This window comes from Streptomyces sp. NBC_00322 (genome assembly GCF_036147535.1).
GTDB lineage: Bacteria > Actinomycetota > Actinomycetes > Streptomycetales > Streptomycetaceae > Streptomyces.
This window is the reverse complement of sequence record NZ_CP108019.1, coordinates 1,087,005-1,107,669: the sequence shown is the minus strand read 5'-3', so window position 1 is coordinate 1,107,669 and position 20,665 is coordinate 1,087,005. Positions and strand designations below refer to the sequence as shown.

At 71.2% G+C, this 20,665-nt stretch carries 1 protein-coding gene; it reads left to right on the top strand.

Annotation, left to right across the window (positions count from 1 at the left end):
* Positions 1-41: 41 nt before the first annotated feature.
* Positions 42-20,213: a hypothetical protein gene (locus OG905_RS04940; RefSeq protein ID WP_328666371.1), complete on the top strand. Its 20,172-nt coding sequence runs from the start codon at positions 42-44 to the stop codon at positions 20,211-20,213.
* Positions 20,214-20,665: the final 452 nt, after the last annotated feature.

The following is a 20,665-nucleotide window of genomic DNA, read 5'->3' as shown; positions in this document are numbered from 1 at the left end:
GCCGCTCCGTCCTGCCCGAGCGACCAGCGGGGCGGCTCCCGATGAGCATGATGGCATCACCCGAGGTCAACGCGATGATCTTCATCCTCACCGGGGAGAAGCTCATCGACGCCGACGAGGACCTCGCCTACGAGAGCCGTCGGCCCTACTCCGGCCTGGGCCGCAAGCTCGACAGGATGTCGTCGCTGATCGAGAAGTCCATCCACGACATAGCCGAGGTCATGCCCGACGACCTCTCCAAGTCGTACGCCAAGGCGATGGGCATGCTCATCGATGACGGCGGCAAGAACTACCTGCGCGACTTCGCCGAGCAACTCGACAAGATCGCCGAGGGCCGGCGCAAGACCTCCATGGACATCATGGAGTCCAAATGGCAGGTCATCGCCGAGGTCATCCGGCTGCTCATCGAGATCGCCATCTACCTGGCGATGTCCTTCTTCACCGGCGGCGCCTCGGCCAGCCAGATCATGATGGCCAAGCTGCGCAGCCGGTTCATGATCCTCACCACGCTCAGCCACCTGCTCCAGCGGCTGCACATCGCGCCCTCGCTGACCGAGGCGTTCGCCGAGGCGTTCACCACCTTCGCGGTGCGGCTGGCGATGATGAACTTCGCCCCCAACGGCCGCCGCCCAGACGGCTTCGACTGGAACGACATCCTCAAGTCGGCCGCGTTCGGCGCCGCCGCGGGCTTCCTCACCAGCATCTTCGACGACTTCGCCAAGAACATCGTCAAGAGCTACGACAACAACTTCCTCAAGAACGGCCCCGACCTCAACTTCAAGAACAACCCCAATCTCAAGAACCCCCCGAACCTCGACTTCAAGAACAACGGCCCGAACCCCAAGCCGAACCCCGACCCCACACCGAACCCCCGCGGCAACACCCCGAAGGACCGCCCGGACCCCAACTCGTACGGGAACGGCCCCAACACCACGAACAACACGCCGATCACTTTCCGGAACAACCCGCTGTCCTTCCGAAACAACACGAACCTGTGGCGGAACAGCCAGATCCTGCGCAACAACGCCGACCGGCCGGGCGCGATGGCCGGGCACTACGGGCTCAAGGGGACGGCCGACTTCCTCGCCGCCGGCTCCGGCGAGGCGCTCGCGGAGATCCTGATCAAGGGTGCCTTCGACGGCGACTGGTCCACCAGCTGGTCCACATTCGTCGGCGCGGGCCTCAGCAGCCAGGTCGAGGCCACGCTCAGCGACACCGCTCTGAACAGCGGCGCCGAACTGCGCCACGCCATCGACAAGTTGCGCAACCAGCCGTCCACCGTCTCCGGTGGCAACACCGACTCCGACACCCCTGACTCGGACGGCTCCACGCGCTCCCGCGACGGCGCCGACCGCACCGACGGTCCCTCGAACACGGAGACCTCGGGCTCCTCGGGAGCCGGAGGTTCCACGCGCACCTCGCCCCAGCCCGTCTCACAACAGAACGCCGGCACGGGGGACTTCACCGGGAACGAGTCGCCTCCGCCCTACTCCGCCGGGAACCCGCCGCCGTACACCACCATGAACCCGCCGGCTTACTCCCCGGGCCCGCTGCCCGCGACCGCCGCCGAGAACGAGCTGTGGCAGCAGGTCCACAACGGTCCCGCCGAGGTCCGCGAGCAGGCGCTGCGCGACCTCGCCGCGCTGCGCGGTTCCCAGCCGCCCGGCAGCACCGAGATCGGGGTCCGCGACAGCCTGCACGGCAACCTGTCGCAGGTGCCCGAGGTCCGGGTTGTACCCGCCGGGAACAGCCCCGCCGCCCAGATCGACACCGACGAGGTCCGCCGCGCGCTCGACGCCTTCGGCACCTCGGTCGCGGTGGACGCTCCGATCACCAACGAGGGCACTTTCGGCAACGGGCCCACGGGCAACTCCGCTCCCGGTCCCGCCGATCACGTGATGGACCTCGGTCCGGACGTTCAGGTCGACAACGCCGTCGACTTGAACGGTGCCGCGCCTGAGGCGTCTTCGGGGAACGTGTCTCCGGAGAACCCGGTCGTGGGTTCCCCGGAGAACAACGTTCAGAACTCGCCGGACGCGTTGGCCGAGCAGGACGACCGTACGGCTCCGGTGCCGGAGCAAGGGGCCGGCGGACCTGTCACTTCCAACGGCCCCACCAACTCCGCCACGCCGGGCACGGGTACCGGCACTGGCTCCGGCACAGGCACAGGGTCGGGCACCAGCACTGGGTCCGGTACCGGCTCGGGCACTGGCGCTCGGCCGAGTGGCGCCCCCACATCCGGAAGCACCCCGAATTACTCCAACACCCAGCCGCAGGGCACCCGTGACCCGGACGCCACGGGCCCGGTGGACGGCACGCAGACCACGAGTGACGACACCCCGCAGGTCACGATTGACGGGCCCTCGCAGACCACGACTGACGACGCCTCGCAGATCACGACCGGCGACGCCTCGCAGATCTCGCAGTCGCCCGACACCGCCACTTCTCCGGAGACTCCCTCTTCGGAGATCAGCCCGCCTCCGGAGAACAGCACGCCACCGGAGACCTCATCCTCTCCGGAGACCGCCAACTCGGCTGAGCTCGGTGGGACTTCGGGCTCCGCCGAGAGCGGCCCCACCCCGGCCCCCGACATCGCCACGGCTCCGCCGAAGGTGACCACCACCGGCTCGTACGCCGACACGGGCGACGTACGCGATGCCGGTGACGTACGCGACCTCGGCGGACCGGCCCGCGACGTGAAGGCTGGTCCGTCGCCCGTGGCGAATCCCTCGGCCACTCAGTCACAGCCGTTGACGATCGTGGTCTCGCAGGTGCCGCCGCCGGGGGAGGGCGCGCCGGAAGCGGCCGAGCTGCTGGACGGGGCCGGGGTCGACCGGGCCGTCGTACTCGGGCCGGCGGTCGCGTCGGACGGGGCGGGGCGTCCGGTACGCGCCGCCGTCGAGCTGACCCGCGAAGGGCCCGGCGCCCCGGTTCGGGTCCGCCCGCTCACCGGCCCGCCGACCGCCGTGACGCCGGACGGCTCCCCGGACACCTCGGACGCCGCGTTCCCCGGCGCCGATGTGCTGCTGCCGCTCGCCGACGCCCTCGGCCCGGCCCCCGCCGCGACCACCGGCCCCGCCACGCAGAGCACCCCGACGACAGACAGCGACCCGGTCATCGCCCCGGCCACGCGGCCGAAGCTCGTTTCGGACGTGACACCTTCCGTGGACGCCAACGGAGTCGGCCCGAACTCGACGGACACCGGCGCGCCCGGCGCGGCCAAGCTGGCCACCCTGTCCCGCCCCTGGACCGAGGGGGCCACCGACCTGTACCTGGAGTCGGGCCACGACAACGGCGACGCGACGGGCGGACACGATTCCGGCCTCGGCGGCGGGCGCGGGCCCGGGGACGGCGGCACCCCGCCTCCCCTTCCGCTTCCGCTCACCACGTCGGACAACACGTCGGACAACACGTCGGACAACACGTCGGACAACACGTCGGCGACACCCCCCGTGGCGCTCCCACCCACGGGGCGGATCGTCGTGCGGCCCGCGGACAGCGGCGACACTGCCGACGACGGAAACGGCCGCGCGCGGCCGCCGAGCGAGCGGGTCGTCACCACCCTGGACGGCCACACGGTGCCTGTCGCGCAGCTGCGGCGCTGGGTTCCGGACGCCGCCGTCAAGCCACAACCGGGGCGTGCCGTACAGACGTTGACCATCTCGCAGAGCCCGGCCGAGGACGGCACGGCACACAGCGAAGGGCGTCGCGCGCTGCTGGGCCAGGACACCTTCCGCGGCGTGCGCACCACGTCCACGAGCCCGGCTCCGGGGACCACGGCGGGCCCGCCCGCCCGCCGTACCGTGTTCACCGGCCCGCCGACCGCACTCCCCGGCTCGGGCACCGAGCGTGGCGCCGACTACGCCGCGGGGCACGGCACCTCTCGTACCGTCACCCTCGGTACGAACGACGCGGCGCGCCCCACCGTGAAGGTCAGCGGTGTGCAGTACGGCGAGGTGCTCAACTCGTGGGCACAGGACGGCGACCAGGACCGGCCGCTGGTGCTGTTCTCCTGCGAGACCGGGCGGCAGCCCGAGATGGCGGGGCTGCCGGTGGCGCAGCATGTGGCGAACCGGACCGGACGGCAGGTGTACGCGCCGACCACCGAGGTCGGCACGGCCCGGGACCGGGACGGCAACGTCCGCGCGGTGCTCACCGAGGACTCCGACGGGCCGGGCAGGTGGAGACTCTTCACCCCGGAGCCCAGCGGCGCCGACCTGGACGGACTGGCACGCGACGCGGGCCTGCACGCGGGCCCGGATCCCGCCGACGCCTTCGCGCGGGCCCGTACCCTCCAGCAGATCCGCACGCTGCGCGACGCCCTCGGCCCTGACGCCGAACAGCGCCCGGAGAACCGTGAGTTGCTCGCCGGTCTCGCCTTCGTGGACGGCCTGCGCTGGCTCAGCCCGGACACCGCGGCCCGGTACGGCGACGGCCGGATGACCCCGGACCTGCTGCGCCGGATGGTCGTCGACCGGGGTGGTGCCACGGGCACCACCAGCGATCCGGCCGCCGAGCCGACCGTCGAGCAGTACACCGAATTCCTGCGCGCCGCAGCCGAGTTGCGCACCACCGCCGGGCCCGACACCACGCTCGACGCCCTGCTGCCCCCGCCACCGCCCGCACTCCCGCCGACCACCATGGTCTCGCCGGAGGACGTGCGCGGCCTCACCTACGCACCCTCCGCGCAGATCACCTGGTCGCTCTCCGACACCCCGCTGCCGCTGTCCGAGCTGGGCCTCAGCTCCGAGGACACCGCCGAACTCGCCCGCCGCAGGCCCGACCTGGCGCCCACGTCGAGCCGCCCGGAGAGCCTCGCCGAGGACATGACCCTCCTCAGCAAGGCCACGCCCGGCACGGTGGACGCCGTGCACGCGGACGGCCGGGCCTTCCGGCGGCTGGACACCCCGGGTGGCGGTAACTGCCTCTTCCGTGCGGCGCTCGACAGTGCGCGCAGCCAGGACGTACCGCCCGCGTGGGCCGCGCGGAACGTCGCCGGCCTGCGCCGTCTGCTGAGCGACCGGATCACCGGGTCCGAACTGGGCGACGCGGTGGCCCTGGGGATCCCCGACCCGGTGTTCTCGGTGGTGGACGATCTGCGGATGCGCGCCGTGGCCGGAGTGCAGGATCCGGCGGAGAGGGGCAGGCTCACCCAGCTCTGGAACCGGATCGCGCAGGATGTCGTCACCGACGGCAACGCCGACGAATGGCAGCGGATCCTCCGGGAAAGCGACTACCCGCAGCTTGCCGACGTAGCACCGACCCCCGCCGACGCGTGGCGGCTGGGCGCCACGGAACTCGTCGCGGCGGCGGCCGAGCTCCCCGCGCTGTGGTCCTCTCCCTTCGCCGACCTGCTCCCGGAGACGCTGGCGCACACCCTCGACCTCGACCTGCGGCTCGTCCAGCCCGACCGGCAGTCGCCGGGGACCACGTTCGTCAACACGCTCAACCCGGGCGGCCAGGGCGGCACCCTGCACCTGGCCTACAACGGCTCCGACCACTTCGACGCGCTGGTCCCGGCCTCGGCGCCGCTCACCCCCGTACCGGACCCGAGCATCACGCAGGATCCGGCCACCACTCAAGACCCGGCCACCCCGGACTCGGACAGCTCCGACCTCTTCGGGGAATGGCTCCGCAGCATGGGTGGGATCACCGACCTCGAGAGCCCGGACGCCGAGACGCCCGACCGGGGCGACCCGGTACCGTTGGAGACCCAGCTCGAACGGCACCGCCCGGCCCGGCTGCTGACCGGCGCGGACGCCCGACCGCCCGGCCCGGCACCGCGCACCGTCACCTTCGAGGACGGCAGCCGACTGCCCACGGTCCTGATCAGCCCGGACGCAGACCCGGGCGACGGGACCCCGGGCGGCCGGACGGACGGGAGCACGCGGAGTCGCCCGACCGGACTCTTCACCGGCCCCGGCAAGACCACCCTGCGCTCGCCCGAGCAGGTGGCCGAGGAGATCCTGAGCAAGCTTCCGGCGAAGCTGCGCGCCCAGTTCGACGAGGCGGATCTGCTGCGCCTGCTGACCGAGCAGCCCGGCGCCTTCACCGCCCCGCGCGGCGCGCGCTTCGTGGGCCGGGAGAAGTCCGGCGTCGGCCACGAGATGACGGTCGAGGCCATCCCGTACCACCGCTGGGAGCGCTTCTCCGACGTGAACGGCGGCACCGTCCGGCTGGACACCATGCGACGCGGCCAGGCCGGTACGGGCGGCGGGCGCAGCGTCGGCTTCGGGCGCCGGATCGCCGGCGGGCTGAGCATGGGCCCGCCGCTCAACTGGCTGCTGAAGATCGGTGTTTCGCTGGGCTGGACCCGCAGGACCGACTACGCCCAGGGCACCCAGGCGTACAACCAGTCCGAGTGGCGCGCCCACGAGGGCTCGCACCTGCACCTGGACGACGTCCACTACCGGGTGCGGGTGGACCGCGTCACCGAGGCACCGAAGACCACCGGCCCCGACAATTCGTCAGGCCGGGGCAGTATGCCGGGCAACCAGCCCAACTCGCCGCTGCCGAAACCCCATTGGCAGCGTACGCAAGTGCACTCCGCGGAGTTCGCGATGCGCGACGGGCTGAGCTGGCGGCTGCCGGACGACCTCACCGTGCCGTACAAGGGACCGCAGCGGGCACCGAAGACGCTCACTTTCCCGGACGGGGTCGAGCCGCGGATCACCGACACCACCGGGCTGCACCTGACGGATCCGCCGGAGGACGTGGCGCTGGCCATCTCCGGGGCGCGGCCAGGGAGTTCGGCGCACCGCACCCTGGTCTCGTACGTTCGTCCGGGGCGGCTGCTCGCCCTGTTCGGCCGTTTCTCCGGGCCGGTTACCGGGCCCGAGCTGACCCGGGGCAGCGGACAGCACCCGCTGGGGCACCTGATCGTGGAGCGCTCGGTGCCGCACCGGGCCACGCTGGTCACCGAGTCGGTCAAGGCGGAGTTGCGCGACCTCACCCAGACCACCTACCAGAATGAGCGCGGCCACGTCCGTGACACCCGCCTGGGCATCCAGGTCACCGCGGGGCCGAACTACACCCTCGTCGGCGCGGAGACCGATGTGCGCCTCCAGGGCGGCCCGTTGGTCCGCGCGGACCTCAGCGCCGGGCGCGGCCACTACCTCGGCGTCGACGCGGCCCGGAAGACCACCGGCCGGGTCCGCAACCACCCGATCGCCCTGTACCGGGTGGAGCGCACCCTGATGGTGCGCAAGCCCGGCGAACCGCCGTCGGCCGCCCGCCCGGTCCGGGTGGTCAGCCTGGACTGGATCTCCACCCAGGACGCCCGACGCCTCGCGGGCTGGGACAGCCGCACGCCCGGCCAGGCGGGCCCCAACCCGGACGCCGAGCCGCCGGTGCCGTGGTACCTCACCCGAGAGGACCCGGTCCACCTGAGCGGTCAGGTCCGCGCCGAGGGCTTCCGCCCCGTCCGCCCGCAGACCCAGGTGCAGTCGCAGCCCCAGGTGCAGACACAGGTCCCGGTACAGCCGCAGCCCCTGGGGCAGACCCAGCCCCAGACCCAATCTCAGACCCAGCCACAGACCCAGCCACAGACCCAGCCACAGACCCAGCCCCAGACTCGGAGCCAGCCGCAGGGGCAAAGCCAGAGTCAGCAGCAGCCGCCGGCTCAGCAGCCCGTCCCCCAGGACCCCATGCGGGCCTTCGCGGACGCCGTCCTGGACACACTGCACCGCTCCTACCCGTCGCTGTTCGTCCCGCCACTGATGCTGCGGCACCCGCGGCTCGCCAAGTTCTGGTACGGCGACGGGCGGATGCGGACCGCGCTGCACAACGACCGCCAGGTGCGCGAGGCGCTGAACCGGCCCAGCCTGGCGCAGAGCCTGGACGACCTGACCACCACCGGGGTGCCGGTCACCCTCACCGAGGACGGCAAGGTGCGCCGCGGCCACCACACGCTCGTCCTCCGGGCACGCCTCACCGACCGGCAGTTCGAGACCACCATGAGCGAGCGCTCGCTGCGCAACGCGGTGATCGGCACCGAGGTCTCGGGCCAGGGGCAGCAGGCGTCCCTCACCCTCTCCGGAGGTGTCGAGCTGGGCGTCTCGCCCCGCGACCACAACAAGGTGCCCGACGTCGGGCTGCCCCGTCAGGCCGGCAACGTGACAGTCGGGGTCCGTCACGCCAAGACCGACCAGAAGGCCACCAGGAACACGGTCGCGGTGGCCCACGACCAGCTGACGTTCCAGACCGGCGCCGACCTCTACAGCTACCAGCTGGAGCTGGGTGCCTCCTTCGAGGGCCACCGCCGCCCGCGCGGCTGGGCCCGGCTCGCCTCGGTCGGCCTGCTCGGCGCGGGCGTCTTCGTCAGCAAGGTCGAGGAACGGCCACTGTTCACCCGGGGCAACGAGACCGTGGGCCGGGTGGAGCTGGCCGTGCCCGCCGCGCACGGCTCCGACCGCCACGCCCCCGCCGACCCGCCGCCCACCGGGCCGGCACCGGCGACCGCGGCCGTACCGCAGCAGCTCTCCTCCACCGAGGCGGACCAACTCCTCGACGGCACCCGCCCGCTGCCCAGGACGGACTCGCCCGATCGGCAGCTCACCAAGAAACTGCTGAGCGTTCCGCACGTGGTACTGAGCGCCGAGGGCGGCCCGCAGCGCCAGCAGCTCATGCAGGACACCGCCGACCGTGCCTCGGGCACCTCCTGGCACGTCAGCGCACCCGGCGCCCCGGTGCGCACCGCGCTGCGCCGGGCGATGGCCAACCTCAGCGTGGCCGGGCAACTCGGCCAGTATCTGGGCCCGTTCGGTTCCCGCGTCGCCGGACTCAACGGCGCCGGACCGTTCCGTACCCATTACCTCAAGGCGGCGGTCCGCGGCGAACTGGGCAACTTCCGGGTCAAGAGCGACCCGAAGCCGGCCAGCCTCGAGGCCACCATCGGCAACGAGCACCGCGTCGCCGGCAGCACGAGCACCGTCTCCCGTACCACCGTCGGCCTCCAGGGTGCCGACATGCCGCTGCAGCAGGCCCCGGGCCAGTCGGCGGTGGTCGGCTCCTACTCGACCGCCCTGCAGTACGCCTGGGGCAAGGGCCGCAGCGTCTCGCAGACCCTCACCCGGGGACGCAACACCACCCTCACCTTCGCCGGGCGCATGTACCTGGTGGTCGCCGACGCCGCCGAGACCGTCGCGGTACGGGACCGCTGGACGGCCGCGATGGGCATGGTGGGCACCCGCGCCGGCGCCCGGATCAGCTTCGCGGCCGGTCGGCTCTCCGAGCGCCTCGGCGACAGTCTCGCCCCACGCCGGTCCGCCGCCGCGGTCCAGCGCATCCGTGACGCGGTGATGTTCCACCTCCCGATGCAGGACGTCATCGAGGCCGGGCTCGCCCGGGACGGCCTGGGCATCACCACCCCGCACAACCTCGGCGGCGGCTACCGGGTGCCCCCCTACCTGCGCAACCGCCGCTTCCCCACCCACCCCAGCGGCCAACTCGACGCGGGCCCTGCGGCACAGCAGCTGATGGGGCAGCTGGAGAAGATCGGGGTGCCCTCGCACGACCGGGAGCAGGTCCTCCAGCGGCTCTCCCCGGACTTCCTCCGCGGCCACCTGCACGAGCTGACGACCGACGGGATGAACCTGCCGGTCCGCTACCGCGCCTGGTCCAGCCCGCACCACCTGCCGGTCGGCGGCAGCCCCGGACAGGTCCAATTCAAGCTGACTCCGGTCACCACCACCGTGGACAGGCTGCGTACCGGCTACGAGCTGGAGGACTACCGCACCATCGCCCGCGACGACGCCGACGGCACCTCCCAGGACCGCGGCGCCGACGTGACGCTCAGCGCCGGTCAGCGCGCGGCGGAGAGCGGCATTCTCGTCGCCAACCCCTCGCTCCAGGGCACCGCGGCCAAGCAGCGGTCGAGCACCCGGACCCGGACCGCCGGCACCACCGCGATGCCGAACATCGCCACCACCCAGGCGCACGCCGAGATCGTCACCAGCTACGTCCTGACCGTCACCATGACGGACGCGACCGGTGATCCGCTCACCCCGGGCGTCAACACCCCGGTCGGAAGCCTCAATGAGATCCTCCCGGCGAACCTGCTGACCCCGGACGGCGACGGCGCCGACGGCGCGCTCACCGAGCAGGACGTGCCGGAACCAGAACGCGCGGTGAAGATGCTGACCGCCGCCCAGGCCCGCCCGGAGGGCATCGCCGCCTGGCGCACCTCCGCCGCCGGGGACGGCACCGGTGGCGCCGACCCGGACATCCTGCCCTTCGGCGACCGGATCGGCTCCGGCATCCTCGCCGTGGACATCCGCGGCGCCGCGAACGTGCAGGACGCCCTGACCCTCGCCACCGCCCGCGCCGACGGCCTCGGCGACAGCGACCTCGGCAAACGGCACACAGGCAAGGTCCTCGACTCACGCGTGCGCATGGCCCGCCAGACCCCGCTCACCGGCCTCGGCACCGCCCCCGCCCAGGCCCAGCAGGAGGCCACCGCGCAGGGCGGTCTGACCGCCGGTTTCCGCGAGGCGCTCGGCGCGAACGGCTCACCGCTGCCCGCCCAGGCCTCCGCGCGCCTCTTCGGGCAGTACCACACCGCGGACTCCCGCCTCTACGCGAAGATGCACCGCCGCGGCGCCCGCCTGCTCGCTGTGGAGAACAAGCCGCGCATGGAGGCCATGCAACGGGCGAAGACCTCCGACGCGCTGGAGGCCGGCATCACCGACAACGTCGAGGGCGCCGTGGGCACCGCGCCGATGGCGGGCAACAGCAACGCGGGTGTGACCAATCCGGGCGCCACGGTCCCGATCGGTGGCTCGAACGACGGCACCGTGCTCAAGGGCACCGCGGACACCACCCTCGGCACCCACCTCAAGGTCGTCACCGACCGGAGCATGCTCTTCGCGCTGCCGGTGAGCTGGCTGTCCGTGGCCGAGGCGGACCACCGCATCACCGACAGCCGCCCGCTGCACGCGCTCGGCAAGGCCAAGCGCGGGCCGCGCGCCGCCGAGGCCGAGACCACCGCCCTGGTCTGGCTGCGCGAGGACATCGCCCGGGACTACGGCCTCCTGGACGACACCACGTTCCCCGACGAGGCCCTCGCGGCCTGGGACGACCTGTCCAAGGCGGCGGGCGACCTCGCCGCGGCCGAGAAGGGTTACTACGACGCACGGGCGCGGGCCCGGGAGACGTGGCTCGACCTGAGCCCGGCGGAACAGGCCGCGCTCGGCGACGACAACTCCGGTCCGCCGACCGATCTGCCGCAGGACATGGTCTGGTCCCCAGCCGTCGTCGCCTGGCAGGCCGCCCGCCAGGAGGTCCACCGGTGGGAGCAGCACACCGACGCCGCCGCCCGGGACCACCACCGGCTGCACCTGGCCGCCTCCCGCCTCACCGCGCACCACCAGGGTTCGGCCTCCGTCCCGGTGCCGGACCAGCCGCAGGAGTACGCCGAGCCGGGCTGGCGCTCCGAGGCACCCGAGCCGTACGTCATCACCGACGGGACGGACTCCGCCCCACGCACCCTCACCTCGCCGGACGGCGCCACGGTGCGCGAGGTGCACGACATGCCGCACGACGGCGCCTCCTTCTTCCACGCGCTGCTCGCTGCCGCCGAGGCCCGAGGCCGCCTGCCCCACCTGCTCGGCACCGACCTCTCCGACCGGTTCACGGGCGCCTCCGGCGACCCGGCGGTCACCGCGGAGGCCATCGGCACCGCCCGCGACCGCCTCGCCTGGGAGCTGGGCGAGGACGGCAACGAGGACCTGCTCGACGCCCTCGCCCTGGACGCCGAGGACACCTTCACGCAGGACGAACTCGACGCCGCGGGTGTGCAGTTGACCCCGGCGCAGCAGACCGAGTTCGATGCCTTCGGCCGACTCCCGCAGACCTACTGGCCGACCCCCGCGCAGCGGGTGGCGCTGGCCACCGCGGCCCTGTCCCGCCCGTTCGCGAGCGAGCCGCTGCAGGACGGCGGCACGGAGCGCCCGGACGGCGAACCGGCCCGGCCCGAGCGCCGCGCCGGGGATCACGGCGGAGCCGACCTGCTGCCCGCCCTCGCCGCCCGCGTCCTGGGCACCCCGCTCACCGTGGTGACCGGTGAGGGCCGCGACCAGCTCTTCCTCCCGCACGGCACCGATCCGGCCGCCGTCGACCCGGCCACCGATCCGGTCCTCTTCACCACCGACGGCTTCTTCCACGCCGCGCTTCCGCCCGGGACCTCGCCGCCGGTCGCCACCCCGTTGCCGGCCCCGGCGACGGTGACGACCGCGGCAACTGCGACGACCGCGACCGGTACCGGTGCGAACACCGGGACATCGGCCGTGGGGACCTCGGGTACCGACACCACGACGAGCCCCGGGTCGGAGCAGCGGTCCGCGCAGCCGCCCGCGCACCGCAGCCACGCCACCCCGCCCTGGCTGCCGCCCGCCGACAGCAGCGGCCCGCGCTACCGCCTCGACCGCGACGGCGTCCTCACCGCACCCGACGGCGCCACCTACACCCAGGTCGCCCCCGCCGGCCGCGGCAACGGCTTTTTCGGCGCGCTCTCCACGGCCTTGCGACAGGCAGCGGAGCAGCCCGGACTGGACCGCCAGGAGGCGGCACGGCTGCGCATGCGCGCCGGGGCGTCGCCCGCCCAGCTGATGCGTCTGAACGGTCTGCCCGCCGACTCGGCGGAACGCGACTCGCTCTTCACACCCCCGCCCCTGCGGACCCACCCCGGCGAGCCCGCGCCGAGCCAGGACGCCCGCGAGGGGCATCTGCGCCGCCACCTCGCCGAGGCCCCGTGGGGTCCCGGGGCCGACCGTGCGGTGGCCCGGTGGGCCGCCGCCGCGACCGGCACCACCGTCACCCTGATCGAGGAGAACGGAACCGCCCACACCTACCCCGGCCCGTCCGGCGACAGCGGTCCGCACCTTCGGCTCCGCCGCCGGGGCGGGGACTTCGTCCCCTTGAGCCTGCACACGCCTGCACCCACGCCGAAGGCTCCCGCGCCCAAGGACACGGAGTCGAAGGCACCGGAACCGAAAAGCTTGAAGGCGCCGGAGCCGAAGGGCCCGCAGCAGAAGGCCCCGGTGCTGGAGGGTTCCGAGCTGAAGGGGCCCGAGCTGAAGGGGCCCGAGGCACAGGTCGCGACGTCCATCGACACTGCTACGCCGGTCCCGCCCGTGCCGGATCCGGCCTCGCAGGACCCGGCTTTGCAGGACCCGGCCCTTCAGGACCCGGTCTCGCAGGACTCGACCCTGCAAGACCCGACCCCGCAGGACGCGCTCCTCCAGGACGCGGCCACCCTTCCGCTGCCCCCGTCACCGACGGGCAGCGACCTCCCCGGTCTCCTGGAGGAGGAGGCGCACGAGCTGAGCACGCTGTCCGGCACCGACGCGGGCTCCGACGCCCCCACGGACTCGGACACGGCGCCCGCCGCATCGGATCCGGTCCTGACTCCCTTCAAGTTGGGGAACTTCGAGTTCACCAACCTGAACCAGGCGGAGAAGTACGTCGACAAGGCGGTCCGGATCGTCGAGCTGCTCGACGAGCACACCACCATCAAGAACTACGTCGACGGCCGCCCTGTCCGGATCACCCTGCATGTGCGCACGACCGAGACCCCGGCCGACGTGCGTGACCTGGGCGACGACGGCGTCCAGATCAACCTGGCCAGCTATTACTTCGAGAAGTACGACATCGGCTACATCATGGGCATGCTGGCCCACGAGATCGGCCTGCACCCCCTCGCCTCCCGCAACACGGAGATTCCGGAGCAGGAGGAGGCGTACCGGGGTATGCCCCTGCCGGTACCGGGACTGGAGACCCTGAAGACGCCGCGCACCATGAACACCGAGGGGGCGGGCCAGGCCGACCACATCATGGCCGCCTACCCCCGTACCATCCGGCACGGCATCTACCGCGACATCGTCATAGAGATGGCCAAGGTGCTCGCGCAGCACGCGCGGGTCGGCGTGACGGGCGCCAAGTCCCAGGACGTCACCGACCTCTTCGACACCTACCTGATGGACCTCGCCTCCATCGCGGTCACCAGCGACTACCGGATGAACGCGGTCAAGGAGCCCAACTACACGGCAAGGGTCTACAACGCCTACAAGGAGATGCTCCGCGCCCAGTTGGCGGAGAACACCGCTCTTCGGGACCTCCTGCCGTCGAATAAGAGCCTGTTCGGCGTCGCACGGTCCTTCACCCAGCTCGCTACCAGCATCGCGACCAACAACCGCGGCGACAGCATCCAACAGCCCGTTGCTCCGGACCAGGCCGGAGGCAACACCGGCGAGGCACGCCCCAGACTTCCCGAGGCGGGCACCGGCCCCGCGCCGCAGACCGCGCCGTCCGCCACCTCGCCGACGCGCGGCCCGCGCGACAGCCGACCCCGGTTCGTGGTGCGTTCAGGCTTCGACGCCCGGCGGTTCTCGTACCAGGGCAAGCCGGTCACCGACCTCACCGTCCGCATTGCGATACGGGGCACGGACGGCCAGGCCTCGCGCGTGTTCGACCAGCTCAACGCGGGCGTGAGCGAGTTCCTGAACGACCCGGACCACCGCCTGCCCAACGGCGACCGGCTGCACGTGACCGTCGAGCACGTCGATCCCACCGATGCGCCGCACCTGACCGTGAACCTGGCGGGCCGGGACCAGGCGATGAACCAGACCACCTGGTGGTCCGACGCCGCCCCGGTGCAGATGGTGCACGAGCTCACCCACCAGCTCGGCCTGCGCGACGAGTACCGGGACGCCGACTCCCCGCACCGCCCGCACATCCTCGGCAGCCTGCTGGGCGACCTCGACGGAGCTACCGAAGACGCCTCCCTCGCCCCCGCCGGCCTGCGCGACCGGCACATGGCCCTGCTCGGAGCGCTCATCGGCGACGTGACCCCAGCGCCTCAGCAGAACGGCGACCAGGCCGACCAGAGCTGGGCGGCGGCCCGGAGCGCCGCCGCTGCGGAAACCCGCGAGTCCATCTGGGTCGACCCGGTCTCCCTGCCCCGACCCGCCGACGGCCCGGCAGTCACCGAGGTTCCGGCTCACATGCAGCAGGACTCGGACACGGCGCCCGCCGCACCGGATCCGGTCCTGACTCCCTTCAAGTTGGGGAACTTCGAGTTCACCAACCTGAACCAGGCGGAGAAGTACGTCGACAAGGCGGTCCGGATCGTCGAGCTGCTCGACGAGCACACCACCATCAAGAACTACGTCGACGGCCGCCCTGTCCGGATCACCCTGCATGTGCGCACGACCGAGACCCCGGCCGACGTGCGTGACCTGGGCGACGACGGCGTCCAGATCAACCTGGCCAGCTATTACTTCGAGAAGTACGACATCGGCTACATCATGGGCATGCTGGCCCACGAGATCGGCCTGCACCCCCTCGCCTCCCGCAACACGAAGATCCCCGAGGAGGAGGAGCTGTACCGGGGCATGCCCCTGCCGGTACCGGGACTGGAGACCCTGAAGACGCCGCGCTTCATGAACACCGAAGGCGCCGGCCAGGAAGACCACGTCATGGCCGCCTTCCCCCACACCATCCGGCACGGCATCTACCGCGACATCGTCCTGGAAATGGCCGGGGTGCTCGCGCAGCACGCACGGGTCGGCGTGACGGGCGCCAAGGCAAAGGACGTCACCGACCTGATCGACACCTACCTGATGGACCTCGCCTCCATCGCGGTCACCAACGACCACCGGGCGAGGGCGATCAGGGACCCCAACTACACGGCAAGGGTCTACAACACCTACAAAGCCCAGCTGGCCGAGCACATCGCCCAGGACAGTCCCGTCCGCCCCTTGCTGCCCGCCGACAAGGGAAGGTTCGGCGTCCTCGGAGACTTCGCCCAGCTCGCCACCAGCGTCGGAACCAACAACCGCGGCGACAGCATCCAGCAACCCGTTGCTCCGGACCGGACCGGCGGCAACACCGGCGAGGCACGCCCCAGACTGCCCCATACCGGCGCCGACACCGGCACCGACCGCACGGCGACCACCGGCGTCCCGGCCCGTATGCCGCAGAACCCGAACACGACGCCCGCAGCACCGGAGCCGGTCCTCATCCCCTTCAAGTCCGGGAACTTCGAGTTCACCAACCTGAAGCACACGAACGAGGGGTACCGCGACAAGGCGGTCCGCATCATCGAGCTGCTCCGGAAGCACGACACGATCCGTGACTACGTCGGCGGCCGCCCTGTCCGGATCACCCTGCACCTCCGTACGACGGAGACCCCGGCCGATGTGACGGACCGTGGTGATGCCGGTGTGGACATCAACCTCGCCAGTTACTACTTCGAGAAGTACGACATCGGTTACATCATGGGGATGCTGGCCCATGAGATCGGCCTGCACCCCTTGGCCTCGCGGGACACGAACATCCCTGACGAGGAGGGGATGTTCGCGGGGGTTCCGCTGACGGTCCCGGGGCTGACGGACCTGAAGACGCCACGGACCATGAACACCGAGGGTGCCGGTCAGGCCGACCACATCATGGCCGCGTTCCCCAGCAGTACCAGGCACCGGATCTACCGCGACATCGTCCTGAAAATGGCAGGTGTCCTGGCGGAGGATGCCCGAACGGGGGAGGAGGGCGCCAAGCCCGCGGACGTCACGGACCTGATCGACACCTACCTCATGGACCTGGCCACGATCGCGCTCACCAACGACCGGCGTAAGGACGCGGCGTGGGAACCGCGGTATACGGCCAAGGTCTACAACGCCTACAAGGCGCAGTTCGCAGCGCAGTTGGCGCAGGACAGTCCGGTGCGGGGTCTGCTGCCGGCTGACAAGAGCTGGTACAACGTCACGAGCAACTTCCTGGGCCTGGGCAGCAGCGTCGCGTTCAACAACCAGGGCGACAGCATCCAGACCGTTTCTCCGGTGCAGGCCGGCACCTCGGCACAGGCCAACAGCGACACAGGCGAAGCCCGTCCCCGGCTTCCGCAGGGGAGCACCGACACCGCGCTCCAGACGCAGCTCCCCGGCACATCGCAGCCAAGGGGACCGCGTGACAGCCGCCCCCGCTTCGTGGTCCGGTCGGGCTTTGACGCGCGGCGGTTCACGTACGACGGTGATCCGGTCACCGACCTGACCGTCCGCATCGCGATACGGGGCACGGACGGGCAGGCCTCACGCGTGTTCGACCAGCTCAAGTCAGGTGTCAGCGAATTCCTCAACGTTCGCGGTTACCGGCTGCCGAACGGTGACCTGCTGCACGTGTCCGTCGAGCTGGTTACGCCTTCGGGCTCGCCGCACCTGACCGTGGACCTGGCCAACCGGGATCAGGTTATGGATCAGAACACCTGGTGGGCGGATGCCGATCCGGTGCAGATGGTGCATGAGCTGACGCACCAGCTCGGCCTGCGGGACGAGTACCGCGACGCCGACTCCCCGCACCGACCTCACGTCCCGGGGAGCCTGCTCGGTGACTTGAACGCCGACCCTGAGGACTCTTCGCCCGCCGTCGCAGGTCTGCGTGGCCGGCACCTGGCGCTGCTGGGTGCGCTGATCGGGGACGTAACCCCGCAGCCGGAGGGAAGCGCGAGGGAGGACACCGAGCAGACCTGGGACGCGGTACGCACCGGCACCGACCCGGTCCTTCGCGAGGCGATCTGGGTGGATCCGGTCTCCCTGCCCCGACCGTCCACCGACCGCACGGCGGTCGCCGAAGTCGCTGAAGTCACTGGGGTCCCGGCCCGTATGCCGCAGGGTCCGAACGCGACGCCTGCTACCGCTGCGGAGCCCGATTCGGGTCCCTTCGTGATGGAGAACTTCGAGTTCACGAATCTGAAGCGTTCGAATGAGCGGTACCGCGCGAAGGCGGTGCGGATCGTCGATGTGCTGAGGGATCACCCGACGATCAAGGCGTACGTGGGCGGCCGCCCTGTCCGGATCACTCTGCATGTGCGCACGACCGAGACCCCGGCCGACGTGCGTGACCTGGGCGAAGACGGGGTCCAGATCAACCTCGCCAGCTACTACTTCGAGAAGTACGACATCGGCTACATCATGGGGATGCTGGCCCACGAGATAGGCTTGCACCCGCTTGCCTCCCGGAACCGGGACATCCCCGATGAGGAGGAGATGTTCCGGGGCATCCCTCTGCCCGTGCCGGGGCTGGCCGACCTGAAGACGCCGCGCACGATGAACACCGACAATGCGGGTCAGGCCGACCACATCATGGCGGCATTCCCCAGCAGTACGAGGCACGGGATCTACCGCGACATCGTGCTGAAGATGGCGGAGATGCTGGCGGACTTCGTGCAGGCGCACGTGCCCGGAGCCAAGCTCCAGGACGTCACGGACCTGATCGACTGCTATCTGATGGATCTGGCGTCTATCGCGATCACCAGTGACTATCGGGTGAACGCGGCCAAGGAGCCTAGTAACACCGCGAAGGTCTACAACGCCTACAAGGCGCTGTTCGCTGCGCGTATGGCTGAGGACAGCCCAATCCGTGCTCTGCTGCCCGCCGACAAGGGGATGTTTGGCGTGGTGCGGGACTTCACCACACTGGCCGCAAGCGTCGCCACCAACAACCGCGGCGACAGCATCCAGCCGCCCATGCCGACGGACGAAGCCCGCCCCCGACTCCCGCAAGCAACCGACAACAGTCAGCAGACCGAGGAGAGCATCCAGCAAGCCCCGCCCGCAACACCGCAGTTGAGGGGTCCGCGTGACAGCCGCCCCCGCTTCGTGGTGCGGTCGGGCTTCGACGCGCGCCGCGTCTCCTACCAGGGCGAGCAGGTCACGGACCTCACCGTCCGGCTCGCGATACGGGGCCCGGAGGGTCAGACCACGCTCGTGGCCGATCAACTCGACTCAGGTGTGTGGGAGTTCCTCAACAACCCCGCTTACCGGTTGCCGAACGGCGACCGCCTCCACGTCACCGTCGAGCACGTCGCCCCCTCGGACTCTCCGCACCTGACTGTGGACCTGGTGGGCCGGGACCGCGCAATGGATCAAAGCACGTGGTGGGCGGACGCCGATCCGGTGCAGATGGTCCATGAGTTGACCCACCAGCTCGGTCTGCGGGACGAATACCGTGACGCCGACTCCCCGCACCGCCCGCACATCCCGGGCAGTCTCCTTGGCGACCTGAACGCGGGCCCCGAGGACTCTTCGCTCGCCGTCGCCGGTCTGCGGGGTCGGCACCTGGCGCTGCTCAGTGCGCTGATCGGTGACGTCGACCCGCAACCTCAGAGCAAGCAGGACAGCGAACAGGGCACCGAGCGGCACACCGAGCAGACCTGGGAGGCGGTACGCACCGGCACCGAGCCGGTCCTCCGCGAGTCCGTGTGGGTGGACCCGGTCTCCCTGCCCCGACCGTCCGACAGCGGCGCGGCAGTCACCGAAGTCACCGAGGTCCCGGCCCGTATGCCGCAGGACCCGAACGCGACCCCCACCGCCCCAGCAAGGGCCTACGTGCCGTTCTCGTCGGGGAACTTCGAGTTCACGAACCTGGCGCACACGAACGAGAGGTACCGCGACAAGGCGATCCGCATCATCGATCTGCTGCGGAAGCACGACACCATCAGGGAGTACATCGGCACCCGCCCCTGCCGCATCACCCTGCACCTGCGGACGACGGAGCCCCCGGCCGACGTGAGGGACCGCGGGGACGACGGCGTGGACATCAACCTCGCCAGCTATTACTTCGAGAAGTACGACATCGGCTACATCATGGGCATGCTGGCCCACGAGATCGGCCTGCACCCGCTCGCCTCCCGCAACACGAACATCCCCGACGAGGAGGAGATGTTCCAGGGAGTCCCGCTGACCGTGCCGGGGCTGGCCGACCTCAGCACGCCGCGCACCATGAACACCGAGGGCGCTGGTCAGGCCGACCACATCATGGCCGCCTTCCCCAGCAGCACAAGGCACCGGATCTACCGCGACATCGTCCTGGGAATGGCCAAGATCCTGGCGGAGGACGCGCAGGCCGGCGAGGAGGGTGCCAAGGCCCAGGACGTCACCGACCTGATCGACTGCTATCTGATGGACCTGGCCTCAATCGCCCTCACCAACGACCACCGGACGAACGCGGCGAAGGAGCCCAACTACACGGCGCGGGTCTACAACGCCTACAAAGACTTGTTCCAGGCCCAGTCGGCGGGAGCCACTGCGCTCCGGGCCCTTCAGGCCCTCCTGCCGTCCAACAAGAGCATGTTCGGCGTGATGAACGACTTCCGGCGCATCGCCACCCACGTCGCCATCGGCAACAGCGGCGACAGCATCCAGCAGGCCGGTACGACCTGAGGCGCGTGTGTCTCTGACGCACGCGCCTCCTGGCGCACGATCGGGGCGGGGCGCACCGACACACAGTCCGCCCCGCACCACCACGCCTCAGGAAACGGTCCGCACTCCCGCCAGCTCATCCGGCCCGACGGTGTGGCCCAGCAGGTGCAGCGGGCCCGCCGTCACCCCGGCACGTTCCACGGCCCTCCCAGTAGGCGAGGGCCGCTGACCCGTCCACCAGGCCGTGCACCAGCGGCAGTTCGTGATCCGCCGCGTGCAGCAGGGACTCGACCCGGCAGGAAGCTGCGCGTCAGCCGAGGTGACGCACCGGAGGGCTGAACCAGGGGTTTGGTCCGCGACTGGTCCGGAAGCACTGGTCAGGAGGGGTGCATCAGTGGGAGGAATTGGGAGTTAGCGGGCAAGCCGGGCTCGGTCGAGAGCGGGCTGAGCGAAAGGCGCCTGACGGGTGAAAA